This window comes from Pseudomonas acericola (SeqCode) (assembly GCF_053456465.1).
Genome location: NZ_JBRFJB010000002.1, coordinates 526,969 through 544,078 on the forward strand (window position 1 = coordinate 526,969; position 17,110 = coordinate 544,078).

At 61.0% G+C, this 17,110-nt stretch carries 16 protein-coding genes; 9 read left to right on the top strand and 7 right to left on the bottom strand.

Annotation, left to right across the window (positions count from 1 at the left end):
* Nucleotides 1-223: 223 nt before the first annotated feature.
* The 3 genes from ydcS to ACU688_RS08445 form a co-directional block, all read right to left on the bottom strand.
* Nucleotides 224-1,375 (bottom strand): putative ABC transporter substrate-binding protein YdcS, encoded by a 1,152-nt coding sequence (gene ydcS / locus ACU688_RS08435; RefSeq protein ID WP_448184350.1) that lies wholly within the window; start codon nt 1,373-1,375, stop codon nt 224-226.
* Between the two features lie 74 nt (nt 1,376-1,449).
* Entirely contained in the window at nt 1,450-2,907 is a 1,458-nt protein-coding gene (locus ACU688_RS08440) for a gamma-aminobutyraldehyde dehydrogenase (protein WP_448184351.1), read from the bottom strand.
* Nucleotides 2,908-3,039: 132 nt separating this feature from the next.
* A complete protein-coding gene (locus tag ACU688_RS08445) occupies nt 3,040-3,951 on the bottom strand; it encodes a LysR family transcriptional regulator (RefSeq protein WP_012722545.1) in 912 nt (303 codons plus the stop codon).
* A 168-nt stretch (nt 3,952-4,119) separates the two neighbouring features.
* Between ACU688_RS08445 and ACU688_RS08450 the strand changes: the two genes are divergently transcribed.
* The 8 genes from ACU688_RS08450 (at nt 4,120) to ACU688_RS08485 (ending at nt 13,471) form a co-directional block, all read left to right on the top strand.
* Nucleotides 4,120-4,827 carry a tellurite resistance TerB family protein gene (locus ACU688_RS08450; RefSeq protein ID WP_448184352.1) on the top strand — a complete coding sequence of 236 codons (708 nt, stop codon included), beginning with the start codon at nt 4,120-4,122 and terminating at the stop codon, nt 4,825-4,827.
* Nucleotides 4,828-5,037: 210 nt separating this feature from the next.
* Nucleotides 5,038-6,660 (top strand): methyl-accepting chemotaxis protein, encoded by a 1,623-nt coding sequence (locus ACU688_RS08455; protein ID WP_448184353.1) that lies wholly within the window; start codon nt 5,038-5,040, stop codon nt 6,658-6,660.
* Entirely contained in the window at nt 6,660-7,172 is a 513-nt protein-coding gene (locus ACU688_RS08460) for a chemotaxis protein CheW (protein WP_448184354.1), read from the top strand. Before ACU688_RS08455 ends, ACU688_RS08460 begins: the two co-directional genes overlap by 1 nt.
* Nucleotides 7,169-8,428: a CheR family methyltransferase gene (locus tag ACU688_RS08465; RefSeq protein WP_448184355.1), complete on the top strand. Its 1,260-nt coding sequence runs from the start codon at nt 7,169-7,171 to the stop codon at nt 8,426-8,428. The genes ACU688_RS08460 and ACU688_RS08465 overlap by 4 nt, the downstream gene beginning before the upstream one ends.
* Entirely contained in the window at nt 8,425-9,126 is a 702-nt protein-coding gene (locus ACU688_RS08470) for a chemotaxis protein CheW (RefSeq protein WP_448184356.1), read from the top strand. The genes ACU688_RS08465 and ACU688_RS08470 overlap by 4 nt, the downstream gene beginning before the upstream one ends.
* Entirely contained in the window at nt 9,123-11,411 is a 2,289-nt protein-coding gene (locus ACU688_RS08475) for a hybrid sensor histidine kinase/response regulator (RefSeq protein ID WP_448184357.1), read from the top strand. Before ACU688_RS08470 ends, ACU688_RS08475 begins: the two co-directional genes overlap by 4 nt.
* A complete protein-coding gene (locus ACU688_RS08480) occupies nt 11,408-12,418 on the top strand; it encodes a chemotaxis response regulator protein-glutamate methylesterase (RefSeq protein WP_448184358.1) in 1,011 nt (336 codons plus the stop codon). The genes ACU688_RS08475 and ACU688_RS08480 overlap by 4 nt, the downstream gene beginning before the upstream one ends.
* Nucleotides 12,419-12,469: 51 nt before the next feature.
* Nucleotides 12,470-13,471 carry a diguanylate cyclase gene (locus ACU688_RS08485; RefSeq protein ID WP_017738220.1) on the top strand — a complete coding sequence of 334 codons (1,002 nt, stop codon included), beginning with the start codon at nt 12,470-12,472 and terminating at the stop codon, nt 13,469-13,471.
* 86 nt (nt 13,472-13,557) lie between these two features.
* On the opposite strand, the gene ACU688_RS08490 is transcribed toward ACU688_RS08485, so the two are convergent.
* The 4 genes from ACU688_RS08490 to ACU688_RS08505 form a co-directional block, all read right to left on the bottom strand.
* Nucleotides 13,558-13,812 (bottom strand): bacteriocin immunity protein, encoded by a 255-nt coding sequence (locus tag ACU688_RS08490; RefSeq protein WP_448184359.1) that lies wholly within the window; start codon nt 13,810-13,812, stop codon nt 13,558-13,560.
* A 65-nt stretch (nt 13,813-13,877) separates the two neighbouring features.
* Nucleotides 13,878-14,129, bottom strand: a complete 252-nt coding sequence (locus tag ACU688_RS08495) for a bacteriocin immunity protein (RefSeq protein WP_448184360.1) — start codon at nt 14,127-14,129, stop codon at nt 13,878-13,880.
* Nucleotides 14,126-14,485, bottom strand: a complete 360-nt coding sequence (locus ACU688_RS08500; protein WP_448184853.1) for a pyocin-S2/colicin E7-DNase domain-containing protein — start codon at nt 14,483-14,485, stop codon at nt 14,126-14,128. The genes ACU688_RS08495 and ACU688_RS08500 overlap by 4 nt, the downstream gene beginning before the upstream one ends.
* A gap of 13 nt (nt 14,486-14,498) precedes the next feature.
* Nucleotides 14,499-15,649 (bottom strand): IS3 family transposase gene (locus ACU688_RS08505; protein ID WP_448184361.1). Its coding sequence is split into 2 segments (ribosomal slippage): nt 14,499-15,415 and nt 15,415-15,649, totalling 1,152 coding nucleotides; the frame shifts between segments, so codons are not numbered across the junction.
* Between the two features lie 358 nt (nt 15,650-16,007).
* Here ACU688_RS08505 and prfB point away from each other — a divergent pair.
* Nucleotides 16,008-17,103 (top strand): peptide chain release factor 2 gene (gene prfB / locus ACU688_RS08510; RefSeq protein WP_102591687.1). Its coding sequence is split into 2 segments (ribosomal slippage): nt 16,008-16,079 and nt 16,081-17,103, totalling 1,095 coding nucleotides; the frame shifts between segments, so codons are not numbered across the junction.
* The last annotated feature ends 7 nt before the right edge of the window (nt 17,104-17,110 follow it).

Genomic DNA, 17,110 nt, shown 5'->3' on the forward strand with positions numbered 1-17,110 from the left:
GCTCCGAAAAGGCGCGGGTCGTCGCAGCGGCCCGGCCTGGACTTCTGAAAAATCTGGGAATCAGTGAACGCGGTCAGCAATGTGGGCGCTTTTCTGTGGGAGCTGGGCTTGCCCGCGATGCAGGCACCTCGGTGTATCAGTTGCACCGGGGTGATGCCATCGCAGGCAAGCCAGCTCCCACAGAAGCTGGCTCCCACAGGGAGAGCGCCTTCAGCTCAGAAAACTAGCGGCCGCCCATGATCGCAATGTAATCCTGGGTCCAGCGGCTATACGGCACGAACTTGCCGCCTTCCGCCTGCGGGGTTTTCCAGAAGGCGATCTTGTCGAACTGGTCGAAACCATTGGTCTTGCAACCCTCGGCGCCGAGCAGTTCGCTTTCCTTGCACGCCGCAGGCACCGCCGGCAGCGAGCCGAACCAGGCCGCGACATCGCCCTGTACCTTCGGTTGCAGCGACCAGTCCATCCACTTGTAGGCGCAGTTCGGGTGCTTGGCCTCGCTGTGCAACATGGTGGTGTCGGCCCAGCCGGTGGCGCCTTCTTTCGGGATGGTGGAAGCAATCGGCTGCTTCTCGTTGACCAGGCCGTTGACCTGGTACGGCCACGCGCTGGATGCCACCACGCCTTCGTTCTTGAAGTCACTCATTTGCACGGTGGTGTCGTGCCAGTAGCGGTGGATCAACGGTTGCTGGGCGCGCAACAGGTCGAGCACGGCTTTGTACTGGGTTTCGGTCAGTTCATACGGGTTCTGGATGCCCAGCTCCGGCTTGGTCGACTTGAGGTACAGCGCCGCATCGGCGATGTAGATCGGGCCGTCATACGCCTGCACGCGGCCCTTGTTTGGCTTGCCGTCCGGCAGGTTTTGCGCCTCGAACAGCACGTTCCAGCTGGTGGGCGCGGTCTTGAACACGTCGGTGTTGTACATCAACACGTTCGGCCCCCACTGGTACGGGGTGCCGTAGGTTTGCTGGCCGACCACGTACCACGGCGCATCCTTGAGGCGCGGGTCGATGTTCTTCCAATTCGGGATCAACGTCGTGTTGATCGGCTGCACGCGCTTGCCGCCGATCAAACGCAGCGAAGCGTCGCCCGAGGCGGTGACCAGGTCATAACCGCCCTTGGCCATCAGGCTGACCATTTCGTCAGAGGTGGCGGCGGTTTTCACGTTGACCTTGCAGCCGGTTTCCTTCTCGAAACCTGTGACCCAGTCGTAGGCCTTGTCGCTTTCGCCACGTTCGATATAGCCGGGCCAGGCGACGATATCCAGCTGGCCTTCACCAGCGCCAACAGCCTTGAGCGGTTCGGCGGCCTGCAGGCTGGCGCTGGCCAGCAGCGCGGTGGCCAGGGCACTGAGCAGTGCGGTCTTGTGCGCGGACATGGGGGTTCCCTCTTCTTTAATTATGGTCGGGGCAGTTTTTCGCAAACCGGTGACGCATGAGCTTAGTTGTTGTTTTAGAGATGCTGGCCGTGGCGCGCCATGATGTGGCGCACCACGCTGTAGTCCTGTAGCGAATCGCTGGACAGATCCTTGCCATACCCGGAGCGCTTCAAGCCGCCGTGGGGCATTTCGCTGACCAGCATGAAGTGGCTGTTGATCCAGGTGCAGCCATATTGCAGGCGCGCCGCGACCTGCATGGCCTTGTCCAGGTTCTGGGTCCACACCGAGGAGGCCAGGCCGTATTCGGAGTCGTTGGCCCAGTCCACCGCCTGTTCCAGTTCGTCGAAGCGGGTCACGGTGACCACCGGGCCGAACACTTCGCGCTGGACGATTTCATCATTCTGTTTACAGCCGGCCAGCAGGGTCGGTTGGTAATAGAAGCCTGCGCCGGAATGTACGGCGGCGCCGGTGACGCGTTCGATATGCGGCTGGCCGAGGGCACGTTCGACAAAGCTGGCCACGCGGTCGCGCTGGCGCGTGCTGATCAGCGGGCCGAGTTCGTTGTCGGCGTCGCGTTTGCCGGCAAAGCGCAGGCTGCTGACCGCGGCACCCAGTTCGGCGACCAACTTGTCGTGAATCCCGGCCTGGGCGTAGATGCGGCAGGCGGCGGTGCAATCCTGGCCGGCGTTGTAGTAGCCATAGGCGCGCACGCCCTCGACCACGGCTTGCAGGTCGGCGTCGTTGCACACGATCACCGGCGCTTTGCCGCCGAGCTCCAGGTGCGTGCGTTTCAGGGTTTTCGACGCGGCTTGCAGGATTTTTTGCCCGGTGACGATATCGCCGGTCAGCGAGACCATGCGCACTTTCGCGTGGCTGACCAAATGGCTGCCGACACCTTCGCCACCGCCACACAGAATGTTGATCACCCCGCGCGGCAGCAGTTGGCTGAGGGCCGGCGCCAGGGCCAGGATCGACAGCGGCGTGTGTTCCGAAGGCTTGAACACCAGGGTATTGCCGGCGGCCAGGGCCGGGGCGATTTTCCATGCGGCCATCATCAGCGGGTAGTTCCACGGCGCAATCGAGGCGACCACACCAATTGGGTCGCGGCGCACCATGCTGGTGTAGCCCGGCAGGTACTCGCCGCTAAGCTGGCCGGTCTGGCAGCGCACGGCGCCGGCGAAGAAGCGGAACACATCGACGGTGGCGCTCAAGTCATCCTGGCGCGCCAGGTGCAACGGCTTGCCGCAGTTCAGGGATTCCAGGCGGGCCAGGTAATCGGCTTGTTTTTCGATGGCATCGGCGATGCCGAGCAAGATGTTCGAGCGTTGTTGCGGCGTGGTCCGCGACCAACCGGCAAAGGCGCGGTGGGCGGCGAGGATCGCGCTTTCGACTTGCTCGGTGCTGGCTTCGGCGATCTGGGTGAGGACTTCACCGGTGGCCGGGTTGAGGATCGGCTCGGCAAAACCCTGGCCCTGGACCAGTTCGCCGTCGATCAGCAACGCAGTGAGCAGCGGGGTGGGCGCGCCGGACATTTTTCGCGATCTCTTTTCTTGTGTGGCCATGGGCGTTCTCTTACGAGGGCCTGACCTTTCTCTTATGGATGCACAGAGACTAGAGGTCAGGCGCGAGGTCAACAAATACTAAATACTGAATGCAGCATTCGATTAAATAGATGGCTTGCGTGGGTGCGGCTGTTCGCGGGCAACGGTTAGGAATGGGTCTACCAGTGCCGGCCGCGCGGTGCCACGGCGCCAGGCCAGGCCGACGTCGAGGGTCTGGCTGAGGTCGGCAATCGGCCGCGCTTCAATAATGTCGCCCTCCAGCGACCAGGGGCGGTAGGTCATGTCGGGCTGGATCGACACGCCCAGGCCTGCCGCCACCAGGCTTCGGACGGCTTCGGTGGAAGCTGTGCGTAAGGTTACGCGTGGCTGTAGGCCAGCGCCGGCCCACAGGCGCTGGGCGTTGTGGCCCATTTCATCGACGTTCAACTGGATCAGCGGCTCGCGCGCCACGTCGGCGAGGTTGATGCTGTCGTGCTCCAGCAACGGGTGCTGCGCCGGCAGCCACAGGCGGTGCGGGGAGTGGGTGAGCACTTCGGTTTGCAGGGCGTGGCGGTCTTCGAGGTTGGAGAGAATCAGCACGCCTACGTCGATTTCGCCGCTGACCAGCAAGTGCTCGATGTACGGGCGCTCGTCTTCCATGACGCGGATTTCCACATTGGGGTAGGCGCGTTGGAATCGCGTGAGCAGATCCGCCAGGTAATAGCCGGCCACCAGGCTGGTTACGCCGATGATCAACTGCCCGGCCACTTGGTCGGTGCTCTGTTGCAGGCTGCGCTTGGCGTTATCGACGGTGGCAAGAATCAGGTGGGCTTGGCGTAGGAATTGATGACCCTGGTGGGTCAGGGTCATGCCCTTGGCGTGACGGTTGAACAGGTTGACGCCGATTTCCTGCTCCAGTTGCTGGATCGCCAGGGTCAGTGTGGATTGGGAAATGAAGGCGGTCTGCGCAGCGGCGGAGATCGAGCCGGTCTCGGCCACGGCGATAAAGTGCCGGATTTGACGCAAGGTCATCATGCTGGAATTACCAGTGGGGTGTTTTTATAGATTTGTTCGAGTGTATATCGGTTTTAGCGAAGGGTCGCCGCGTTACATCTGGAAGCACTCTAGATCGGGGCTTTTTGGCACTTAGTTTTACGCTGGGGGCCTATTGGTCCTATGAACCCAAGTGTCTGGAGGCTACGAATGAATACCCGTGGATTGCTCGATCAGTTGCTCAAATCTGGCCAGGACATGTTGCAAAACAAGGCTGGCGGTCAGCGTAAGCAGGACGACAAAGGTGCGCTCGGCGGGCTCCTGGGCGGCGGCGGTCTGGGCAGTTTGCTCGGCGGCGCGGGCGGTGGCGCCCTGGCGGCCGGGGCCATGGGCCTGCTGCTGGGCAATAAAAAGGCGCGCAGCTTCGGCGGCAAGGCCCTGACCTACGGCGGCCTGGCCGCGTTGGGCGTGATTGCCTACAAGGCCTACGGCAATTGGCAGGCGCAACAGGCCAACGCGCCGAAGGGCGAGCCGCAAACCATCGACCGCCTGCCACCGGCCCAGGTTGAGCAACACAGCCAGGCCATCCTCAAGGCGCTGGTCGCCGCCGCCAAGGCTGACGGCCATGTCGACGAGCGCGAGCGCACGTTGATCGAAGGTGAATTCACCAAGCTGGACAACGACCGCGAGCTGCAAAGCTGGCTGCACGCCGAACTCAACAAACCCCTGGACCCGGCCGACGTCGCCCGTGCGGCAGGCACCCCGGAAATGGCCGCCGAGATGTACATCGCCAGCGTGATGCTGGTGGACGAGGAAAACTTTATGGAAAAGGCCTACCTCGATGAGTTGGCGCGCCAGCTCAAGCTTGAGCCGGGTTTAAAGGCTGAATTGGAAAAACAGGTGCGTTTGAGCCAATAAACACAGGCTAAAGACCAATCAAAATGTGGGAGGGGGCTTGCCCCCGATAGGATGTATCAGCCAATTTACAGGTGGCTGGCACACCGCTATCGGGGGCAAGCCCCCTCCCACAGTTGTTTTATGTGAACATTCCATCAAAACCCGTTGATTAATGAGGGCTTCTGCTCAGCTATACTCCCCTCCATTTGAATGGCCCTGCGAGGAATTACTGTGAAGAACTGGACCCTGCGCCAACGGATCTTGGCAAGTTTTGCGGTCATTATCGCCATCATGCTGTTAATGGTTGTGGTCTCTTATTCACGGTTGTTGAAGATCGAAGACAGTGAAGTCGCCGTGCGCGACGACGCGGTGCCAGGGGTTTACCTCAGTTCGATGATTCGCAGCGCCTGGGTCGACAGCTACCTGCAAACCCTCGAATTGCTTGGCCTGCGCGAAGACAAGAAGCTCAGCGACGCCGACAAGGCCGAGTTCAAATCCTTCGAAGCGCGCATCGTGCAGCAGATGAGCAACTACGCCCAAACCATCGCCGGCAGCGAGGACCGTACCGAGTTCGACCGCTTCGAAGCCCTGCATCAGGCCTACAACAAGAGCCTGGCCACGGTGCTCGACAGCCTGCAACGCGGCGACCTCGTGGCCGCGCGCAAGGAGTTCGACAGCCAGCTCACGCCGACCTGGACCGCAGGCCGCATGAAGCTCAATGACATCATCACCGAAAACAAGAACGTCGCCGATCGCGCTACTAACGCCATCGATGATGCCGTCTCTGCCGCCAAACTGAGCATGTTCCTGTCCCTCGCCGTGGCGATCCTGGCGGCCGGTCTGTGCGGCCTGCTGCTGATGCGCGCGATCATGGCGCCGATGCAGCGCATCGTCGAAATCCTCGGCACCATGCGCGACGGCGACCTGAGCAAGCGCTTGAACCTGGAGCGCAAGGACGAATTCAACGCGGTCGAGACCGGCTTCAACGACATGATGACCGAGCTCACGGCCCTGGTATCCCAGGCCCAGCGCTCGTCGGTGCAGGTGACCACCTCGGTCACCGAGATTGCCGCCACCTCCAAGCAGCAACAGGCCACCGCCACTGAAACAGCGGCCACCACCACCGAGATCGGCGCTACATCGCGTGAGATCGCCGCCACTTCCAAGGATTTGGTCCGCACCATGACCGAAGTCTCCACCGCCGCCGACCAGGCCTCGGTAGCGGCCGGCTCCGGCCAGCAAGGCCTGGCACGTATGGAAGAAACCATGCACTCGGTGATGGGCGCCGCCGACCTGGTCAACGCCAAGCTGGCGATCCTCAATGAGAAGGCCGGCAACATCAACCAAGTGGTGGTGACCATCGTCAAGGTCGCCGACCAGACCAACCTGCTGTCGCTCAACGCCGCCATCGAGGCCGAGAAGGCCGGTGAATACGGGCGCGGTTTTGCCGTGGTCGCCACCGAAGTGCGCCGCCTGGCCGATCAGACCGCCGTGGCCACCTACGATATCGAACAGATGGTGCGTGAGATCCAGTCGGCAGTGTCGGCGGGTGTGATGGGCATGGACAAGTTCTCCGAAGAAGTACGTCGCGGCATGTTTGAAGTGCAGCAGGTCGGCGAGCAGCTGTCGCAAATCATCCATCAGGTACAGGCCCTCGCGCCGCGGGTGTTGATGGTCAACGAAGGCATGCAGGCCCAGGCTACCGGCGCCGAGCAGATCAACCATGCGTTGGTGCAGTTGGGCGATGCCAGCAGCCAGACCGTCGAGTCCCTGCGCCAGGCCAGCTTTGCGATTGATGAACTGAGCCAGGTTGCGGTCGGTCTGCGCAGCGGCGTGTCGCGTTTCAAAGTCTGATGAGCGACCTCGCGGCTAAACGCGGCGCCGTCCCGGCAGCGAAAAAGGCGTTGTTCCTGGTGTTCCACATCGGCAGCGAACGCTACGCCCTCAAGGCCACGGAAGTGGCCGAGGTGTTGCCGCGCCTGCCACTCAAGCCCATCGCCCATGCGCCGGCGTGGGTCGCCGGGATCTTTGCCCATCGCGGCGCGCTGGTGCCGGTGATCGACCTCAGCGCGCTGACCTTTGGCGCTCCGGCCCAGGCGCGCACCAGCACGCGGCTGGTGCTGGTCAATTACCAGCCAGGCGCCGAGGTTGCGCCGCGCTGGCTGGGGCTGATCCTCGAACAGGCCACCGACACCCTGCGCTGCGACCCCGCCGAGTTCCAGGCCTATGGCCTGGACAACCGCCAGGCGCCGTACCTGGGGCCGGTGCGTGAAGATGCCCTGGGCTTGATGCAATGGATTGGCGTGAGTGACCTGCTCACCGACGACGTGCGCGCCTTGCTGTTCTCTGCCGAGTTGAGCATATGAGCAGCGACCCGCGCGTCTTCAACTTCCTCAAGGAGCGCATCGGCCTCGACGTCGCGTCCGTCGGCGAGGCGATCATCGAGCGCGCCGTGCGCCAGCGCAGCCAGGCCGTGCAGGCGCAGACGCCCGATGATTATTGGCAGCAACTGCAACGCTCCCATGACGAGCAACAGGCGCTGATCGAAGCGGTGATCGTCCCCGAGACCTGGTTTTTCCGTTATCCCGAATCCTTTGCCACCCTGGCCCGCCTGGCCAAGGCGCGCCTGGCCGAGATCAAGCAGATGCGTGCGCTGCGCATCCTCAGCCTGCCGTGTTCCACCGGCGAAGAACCCTATTCGATTGCCATGGCTTTGCTCGACGCCGGCCTGGCGCCGCACCAGTTCAAGGTGCTGGGCCTGGACGTCAGCCCGCTGTCGGTGGAGCGCGCGCGGCGCGGGGTGTATGGCAAGAACTCGTTTCGCGGCGCCGATATCGAGTTTCGCGACCGCCATTTCAACGAGTCCGCCGACGGCTTCCACATCAGCGAGCGTGTGCGTGAGCAAGTGCGCCTGCAAGTCGGCAACCTGCTCGACCCGACGCTGCTGGCGAACGAGGCGAGCTATGACTTTGTGTTCTGTCGCAACCTGCTGATCTACTTCGACCAGCCGACCCAGAAGCAAGTGTTTGATGTGCTCAAGGGCCTGACCCACGAGGACGGAGTGCTGTTCATCGGCCCAGCCGAGGGCAGCCTGTTGGGGCGTCACGGCATGAAGTCGATTGGCGTGCCGCAGTCGTTTGCGTTCAGCCGGCATGTCGAGCCGGTCAAGCCGGAGCCGGTGTTTGTGCCGATTCCCGCGCCGCCGCCGCCGCGCAGTGCAGCGGCGTTGCCGGTCAAGCCGCGCCCGTTCAGCTCGTTCAGTGCCCAGGTGGTGCCGATCAAGGCGCCGCCGTCCGACGCGGCGGATCTGCTCAGCCAGATCGCCACCCTGGCCAACGAAGGCAAAAGCGCCGAGGCCCGCGCCGCGTGTGAACGCTATTTGAGCAACCACCCGCCGGCCGCCCAGGTGTTTTACTGGCTGGGGCTGCTCAGCGACGTGGCGGGCAGTGCCCTGGAAGCCCAGGGGTTTTACCGCAAAGCCTTGTACCTGGAACCCCAGCACCCGCAGGCCTTGATGCACCTGGCCGCGTTGCTTGAATCCCAGGGCGACAGTGCGGGGGCGCGCCGTTTGCAGGCGCGTGCCGCGCGTAGCGAGCGAGCTGACAGTGAGTCCAAACGATGAGTAGCCCACACGCGCTCGACACCGCTGGCCTGGACCTGACCCTGGCCGACACCCAAGCCATCGACGACTGCTGGAACCGCATCGGCATCCATGGCGACAAGTCCTGCCCGTTGCTGGCGGAGCATATTCATTGCCGCAATTGCGCGGTGTACTCCGCCGCCGCCACGCGGTTGTTGGACCGCTATGCGTTGCAGCAGGACGACCAGCGCCCGCAAGCCGCCGTCGAAATCGACGAAGACGTGGTCACGCGTTCGCTGTTGATGTTCCGTCTCGGCGAGGAATGGCTGGGCATCGCGACCCGCTGCCTGGTGGAAGTGGCGCCGTTGCAACCGATTCATTCCCTGCCGCACCAACGTTCCCGCGCCTTGCTCGGCGTGGCGAATGTGCGCGGCGCGCTGGTGGCGTGCCTGTCGCTGGTGGAACTGCTCGGCCTGGACGCCACCAGCAATGGTGCCAGCGGCGGGCGGATCATGCCGCGCATGTTGATCATCGCCGCGCAGGACGGCCCGGTGGTGGTGCCGGTGGATGAAGTGGATGGCATCCATGCCATCGACGAGCGCACCTTGAAGGCGGCGTCGGCCTCCGGCACCCAGGCCAGCGCACGCTTTACCCAGGGTGTGTTGCAGTGGAAAGGCCGCAGCCTGCGATGGCTGGACGAGGCGCAATTGTTGTCTGCCGTGACCCGGAGCCTCACATGACCCCCGACCAGATGCGCGACGCCTCGCTGCTGGAACTGTTCAGCCTGGAAGCCGACGCTCAGACCCAGGTGTTGAGCGCGGGCCTGCTGGCCCTTGAACGCAACCCGACCCAGGCCGACCAGCTTGAAGCCTGCATGCGCGCGGCCCACTCGCTCAAGGGCGCAGCGCGGATTGTCGGGGTGGATGCCGGGGTCAGCGTGTCCCACGTGATGGAGGATTGCCTGGTCAGCGCCCAGGAAAGCCGGCTGTACCTGCAACCCGAACATATCGACGCGTTGCTGCAAGGCACCGACCTGCTGATGCGCATCGCCACGCCGGGCAACACCGTGGGCCCGGCGGATATCGAAGCCTATGTGGCGTTGATGGAGCGCTTGCTCGATCCGTCCCAGGCGCCGGTCAAGGCCGCGCCACCGCCAGTGCCACCAGCGCCCGAGCCCGCACCTGCGCCGCTGGTTGAAGAGCTGCCGCCGGAGCCCGAGCCCGCGCCGCCGGTCACCGCTGAGCCGCCGCGCCAGAACCGCCGCATGACCGAAGGCGGCGAGCGCGTCTTGCGCGTGACCGCCGAGCGCTTGAACAGCCTGCTGGACCTGTCCAGCAAATCCCTGGTGGAAACCCAGCGGCTCAAGCCCTACCTGTCCAGCATGCAACGCCTCAAGCGCATCCAAAGCCAGAGCGCGCGCGCCCTGGACACGCTGGACGGCCAACTCAAGACCCTGGACCTGAACCTCGAAGCCCAGGAAGCCCTGGCCGATACCCGCCGCTTGCTCAGCGAAGCCCAGGCCCTGCTGGCGGAAAAAACCGCCGAGCTGGACGAGTTCGGCTGGCAGGCCGGGCAGCGCGCCCAAGTGCTCTACGACACGGCGCTGGCCTGTCGCATGCGCCCGTTTGCCGACGTGTTGGCCGGGCAAGTGCGTATGGTCCGCGACCTTGGCCGCAGCCTGGGCAAACAGGTGCGCCTGGAGATCGAGGGCGAAAAGACCCAGGTTGACCGCGACGTGCTGGAAAAGCTCGAAGCGCCGCTGACCCATTTATTGCGCAATGCCGTCGATCACGGCATCGAAATGCCCGAGCAGCGCCTGCTGGCGGGCAAGCCGGCCGAAGGTCTGATCCGTCTTCGCGCATCCCACCAGGCCGGTCTGCTGGTGCTGGAATTGAGTGATGACGGCAATGGTGTGGACCTGGAACGCCTGCGCGGCACCATCGTTGATCGGCACTTGTCGCCGCTGGAAACAGCCCTGCGCCTGAGCGAAGAGGAACTGCTGACGTTCCTGTTCCTGCCGGGTTTCAGCCTGCGCGACAAGGTCACCGAGGTGTCCGGGCGTGGCGTCGGCCTGGATGCGGTGCAACACATGGTGCGCCAACTGCGCGGCGCGGTGGTGCTGGAGCAGACGGCGGGGCAGGGCAGCCGTTTCCACCTGGAGGTGCCGCTGACCTTGTCGGTGGTGCGCAGCCTGGTGGTGGAGGTCGGCGAAGAAGCCTATGCGTTCCCGCTGGCGCATATCGAACGCATGTGCGACTTGGCGCCCGACGACATCGTGCAACTGGAAGGCCGCCAGCATTTCTGGCACGAGGGCCGGCATGTCGGCCTGGTCGCGGCCAGCCAGTTGTTGCAGCGCCCGGCCGGCCAGAGCCCGTCGGACACGTTGAAGGTGGTGGTGATCCGCGAGCGCGATGCGGTGTACGGGATTGCCGTGGAACGTTTTATCGGCGAGCGCACGTTGGTGGTGTTGCCGCTGGATGATCGCCTGGGCAAGGTCCAGGATATTTCCGCTGGCGCCTTGCTGGACGACGGCTCGGTGGTGTTGATCGTCGATGTCGAAGACATGCTGCGCTCGGTGGACAAGCTGCTCAACACCGGCCGCCTGGAGCGGATCGCCCGGCGCAGCCAGCAGGCCACCGAAGCGCCGCGCAAACGCGTGCTGGTGGTGGATGACTCGCTCACCGTGCGTGAACTGCAACGCAAATTGCTGCTCAATCGTGGCTATGAAGTCGCGGTGGCAGTGGATGGCATGGATGGTTGGAACGCCTTGCGCTCCGAGGATTTCGACCTGTTGATCACTGATATTGATATGCCTCGCATGGACGGTATTGAATTGGTCACATTGTTGCGTCGTGATAGTCGCCTGCAATCGTTGCCGGTGATGGTGGTGTCGTACAAGGATCGTGAAGAAGACCGACGCCGTGGCCTCGACGCCGGCGCCGACTATTATTTAGCCAAGGCCAGCTTCCACGACGACGCCTTGCTTGACGCGGTGATGGAGCTGATTGGAGGGGCGCGGGGATGAGGATTGCGATCGTCAATGACATGCCCCTGGCCGTGGAGGCCTTGCGCCGTGCCCTGAGTTTCGAGCCGGCGCATCAGGTTGTGTGGGTGGCGAACAATGGGCTGGAAGCGGTGCAGCGTTGCGCTGAAGTGACCCCGGACTTGATCCTGATGGACCTGATTATGCCGGTGATGGACGGCGTGGAGGCGACGCGCCAGATCATGGCCGAGACGCCATGCGCTATCGTGATTGTCACCGTAGACCGTCAGGCTAACGTCAGCCGTGTGTTCGAAGCCATGGGCCATGGCGCCCTGGATGTGGTGGACACGCCGGCGCTCGGTGTGGGCAATCCGAAGGACGCGGCGGCGCCGTTGCTGCGCAAGATCCTCAATATTGGCTGGCTGATCGGCCAGCGCGGCAGCCGCGTGCGGGCCGAAACAGCGCCCCAGCGCGCGACCGGCAAACGCGAGAGCCTGGTGGCGATCGGTTCGTCGGCGGGCGGCCCGGCCGCCCTGGAAATCCTGCTCAAGGGCTTGCCCCGGGACTTTTCCGCGGCCATCGTACTGGTGCAGCATGTGGACCAGGTGTTCGCCGCCGGTATGGCCGAATGGCTGAGCAGCGCCTCCGGCCTGCCGGTGCGCCTGGCCCGCGAAGGCGAGCCGCCGCAAAGTGGCGTGGTGTTGCTGGCCGGCACCAACCACCATATCCGGCTGCTGAAAAATGGCACCTTGGCCTACACCGCCGAGCCGGTGAACGAGATCTACCGGCCGTCCATCGACGTGTTTTTCGAGAGCGTCGCCAGCCACTGGAACGGCGACGCGGTCGGTGTATTGCTGACCGGCATGGGGCGCGACGGCGCCCAGGGGCTCAAGCTCATGCGTGAACAAGGATATTTGACCATCGCCCAGGATCAGCAGAGCTGCGCGGTGTATGGCATGCCCAAAGCGGCGGCGGCGATTGATGCCGCTGTTGAAATTCGCCCATTGGATAGAATTGCGCCCCGATTGCTGGAGGTCTTTGCAAAATGATCAAGACCCCCGGCGGTGCTGGCTTGCAGGTAGTAATTCAGGTGACTGCACATGAATGATTTACAGATCGACGACATCAAGACCGACGAAAACGCCGCCATGGTGTTGCTGGTCGACGACCAGGCCATGATCGGCGAAGCCGTACGCCGTGGCCTGTCCCATGAAGAGAATATCGACTTCCATTTCTGCGCCGACCCGCACCAGGCGATTGCCCAGGCGATCCGCATCAAGCCGACGGTGATCCTGCAAGACCTGGTGATGCCCGGCCTTGACGGCCTGACCCTGGTGCGCGAATACCGCAACCACCCGGCCACGGCGAATATCCCGATCATCGTGCTTTCCACCAAGGAAGACCCGCTGATTAAAAGCGCGGCGTTCTCTGCTGGGGCCAACGATTACCTGGTCAAGCTGCCGGACAATATCGAGCTGGTGGCGCGTATTCGCTATCACTCTCGCTCCTACATGACCCTGTTGCAGCGGGATGCGGCGTATCGCGCGCTGCGGGTCAGCCAGCAGCAGTTGCTGGATACCAACCTGGTGTTGCAGCGCCTGATGAACTCCGATGGGCTGACCGGGCTGTCCAATCGTCGTCACTTCGACGAATACCTGGAGCTGGAATGGCGCCGTGCCATGCGTGATCAAACGCAGTTGTCGTTGTTGATGATTGATGTGGATTTTTTCAAGACCTATAACGATAGCTTTGGTCACGTTGAAGGGGACGAAGCTCTGCGCAAAGTGGCGGCGACTATCCGTGACGCCAGCAGTAGGCCTTCGGATTTGCCGGCGCGTTATGGCGGAGAGGAGTTTGCGCTCGTGCTGCCGAATACGTCACCGGGTGGGGCGCGGTTGGTGGCGGAGAAGCTGCGTATGGCGGTGGCGGCGTTGAAGATTCCGCATATTGCGCCGGCTGAGGGGGCTAGCCTGACGATCAGTATTGGCTTGTCTACGGTGACGCCGCAGCAGGGGACGGATTGTCGGCAATTGATATTGGCGGCGGATAAGGGGCTTTACACTGCCAAGCATAATGGGCGGAATCAGGTGGGGATTGAGTGAACCTTTCCGCTGGAAAATTCGGCGGTATTAGAAGATAAAAAACTTCGCCGCCGATACATAATCAGTGGCGAAGTTAAGTTTGTAAATTACTCTGCTTTGAAGCCTGGCTTGCCATTGGTCAGGCGCCATTCTTTTATTTCTTTTACGATGCCTTGCGGACTATCTTCTCTATCTTTTCGTGGATAGTAAATGAGGTCAGATCCCTCGGGATGCTCGGCCAGACGCTCAAACTCGAAAACCATTTTTACGTCTTCTTCCTCATTGCGAATGCTACTGTCACAAAGAGAAATTACAAAGTTTAGAAATTCGGATTCGGTGTAGTCGGAGATTGAAGTTTTCACTTTTAATTACCTTTCTTGTCTTCGCCATCGGTATTTTCTCGACGGCGAAGTTTTAAGGTTGGTGCCTACTCTGTTTTGAAACCAGGCTTGCCGTTGGCCAATCGCCATTCTTTGACTTCTTTTACAACAGCTTCGGGGCCGGCTTTTCCTGGCGCTGGATAAAATATCAGGTCAGAGCCCGTAGGGTGTTCAGCTAAGGCTTTGAACGCGAGAATTGCATTGGTGTGCTCTTCTTCTGTGGCGTACTCGTCGTTGTGGATTTTTACAACGAGCGTTAGGAACTCATTTTCTGTCATGTCGCTTATTTGTGTGCTCATCTTTTTTGCTCCTTATGAGTATTGAAGTGGTTTTTTGGAGTCAGTATCGCGATGTTGTCGATACCGTACACTTCGCCATTAGCAGAAATATATGTTTTATGGTGGAGCTCAAACCTTATTCTTTTGCCCCGCTGGTCACTCTCTTTCACAATGGGCGCTCGTCCATTTTTCATTGTCGCTAAAGCGCTATAATCGAAATGTGGTGCCAATTCTGAATCTTGGGCAACTGGCTTCCAGAGCGTTTCTCTAAATGATTTGAAGTTTTTGAACCGCTGTCCTCTCAACTGATCAGCAATTTGAGATGGAATTGGGGCGCCTTCACCCTCATACGCGCCTGCAAGCCAGCTACTTTGAATCGCCCCGGATTATCTAGACACCTTGCAAGCTCATTGCGTAACGCTTTTCAAACTCTACCGATGACAGCTGATTGTTGAAACCATGGCGGCGTTTTACGTTGTAGAACATCTCGATGTAATCGAACACATCACTACGAGCATCTTCCCGCGTGGTGTAGATTTTTCGCTTGATCCGTTCCCGTTTCAGAAGCTGGAAAAAGCTCTCGACCACAGCGTTGTCATGGCAGTTGCCTCGGCGACTCATGCTGGCAACCAAATTGTTTGCCTTCAAAAAGCTACGCCAATCGGAGCTGCTGTACTGGCTGCCTTGGTCACTATGAATCATTACCTCTTGTTTCGGTTTACGCCTCCAAACCGCCATCAATAAAGCATCAATGGCCAAATCACTGGTCATCTGCGACTTCATTGACCAGCCAACGACCTGACGAGAAAACAGATCCAGCACCACCGCCAAATACAACCAGCCTTCATACGTACGAATATAGGTGATGTCGGTTACCCAAACCTTGTTGGGTTCCACGACATCAAACTGGCGCTTCAGCAAATTGGGTGAGGCGACCGCTGGCTTACCGCCGTACTTTCCAGGGCGGCGTCGATACCCTGTCTGAGAGCGCAGCCCTTCAAGACCCATCAGCCTTGCCACACGATGGCGCCCGCAAACTTCACCAACCTCGCGCAGATCGTCATGGATTTTGCGATAGCCATAAACGCCTCCGCTCTCCAACCATGAATGCTTGATCAAACCCAGCAGTCGCTGATCGTCTTTAGCGCGTGCAGATTGCGGCTCAGACAACCAGGCGTAATAACCGCTGGGATGGACTTTTAACGTTAGGCAAAGCCGTCGAATGGAATAGTCGCCGGCTCGCTGCTTGATAAAGGCGTACTTCAACCGCACTCCTTGGCAAAGTACGCGGCGGCCTTTTTTAAGATGTCTCGCTCTTCAGTGACGCGCTTGAGCTCTGCTCGCAGGCGACGCAGTTCAGCGTGCTGATCGTCGTCTTGCTGCCGTTCTGCTTGAGGTTTGCTGTAGCGCTTTATCCAGGCATAGAGGCTATGCGTCGACACGCCAAGGCGCGCCGCCACATCAGCGACAGGCAGCTTCTTTTCGGTCACTTGATTGACCGCTTGGATTTTGAATTCTTCGGGATAATGTGGGTTGCTCATGGCACCTCCTAATTGGCCTCAGTTTAAGGCAAAGAGGTGTCTAGGAAACCGGGGGCGATTCAAGGCTGGGGAGGCTTAAGTATTTGTTTTAGAAAAAGTGCGGCTTTGGTTTGTTTTCTCGGCGATCTCTGAGCGCCATTCACAGAGCATTAATTTTTTATTTGAATAAACAGATGAGCGGTATGCTTTTGCCGGGTATCAGCGTTTCGACCAAATCAGCTGGCGTCACCCGATCAGCCCCCAGTGGTGGCGCCGATGAAAGTCTCCACACCACAATCGACCAAGCGGACTGCCGCTTCCCCCCGTTTGCCGTTATACTCGCCGGCTTTCAAAAGTTCGCCAACGAGTGCTGCCCGCCATGGAAATCAACCCGATCCTTAACACCATCAAGGACCTGTCCGAGCGCTCCGAAACTATTCGGGGGTATCTTTGACTACGATCAAAAGCATGAGCGTCTGACCGAAGTCAATCGCGAGCTTGAAGATCCTGCTGTCTGGAACAAACCTGAATACGCCCAGGAACTGGGCCGCGAGCGCGCTGCGCTGGCGCAGATCGTCGATACCCTCGACGAGCTGAACACCGGTCTGGCCGATTGCCGTGACCTGCTGGACATGGCCGTCGAAGAAAACGACGAAGGCGCAGTGGGCGATGTCGTCGCCGAGCTGGCCCGTCTCGAGGAAAACCTCGCCAAACTCGAATTCCGCCGTATGTTCAGCCACGAGATGGACCCGAACAACGCCTACCTGGACATCCAGGCCGGCTCCGGTGGCACCGAGGCCCAGGATTGGGCCAACATCCTGCTGCGCATGTACCTGCGCTGGGCCGACAAGCGCGGTTTCGAAGCAACCATCATGGAACTGTCCGCCGGTGAAGTCGCCGGTATCAAGGGTGCGACCGTGCACATCAAGGGTGAATACGCCTTTGGCTGGTTGCGTACCGAGATCGGCGTACACCGCCTGGTGCGCAAGAGCCCGTTCGACTCCGGCAACCGCCGCCACACCTCGTTCTGCGCGGTGTTCGTGTCGCCAGAGATCGACGACAAGGTCGAGATCGAGATCAACCCGGCCGACCTGCGCATCGACACCTACCGCTCCTCCGGTGCCGGTGGCCAGCACGTAAACACCACCGACTCGGCCGTACGTATCACCCACGTACCGACCAACACCGTGGTCAGCTGCCAGAACGAACGTTCCCAGCACGCCAACAAAGACACCGCCATGAAAATGCTGCGGGCCAAGTTGTACGAGCAGGAAATGCAGAAGCGCAACGCCGCTTCCCAGGCGCTGGAAGACACCAAGTCGGACATCGGCTGGGGTCACCAGATCCGTTCCTATGTGCTCGATGCGTCGCGGATCAAGGATCTGCGCACCAACATCGAACGCAGCGACTGCGACAAGGTGCTCGACGGCGACATCGACGAGTATCTGGAAGCGAGCCTGAAATCAGGCCTGTAACACCCTA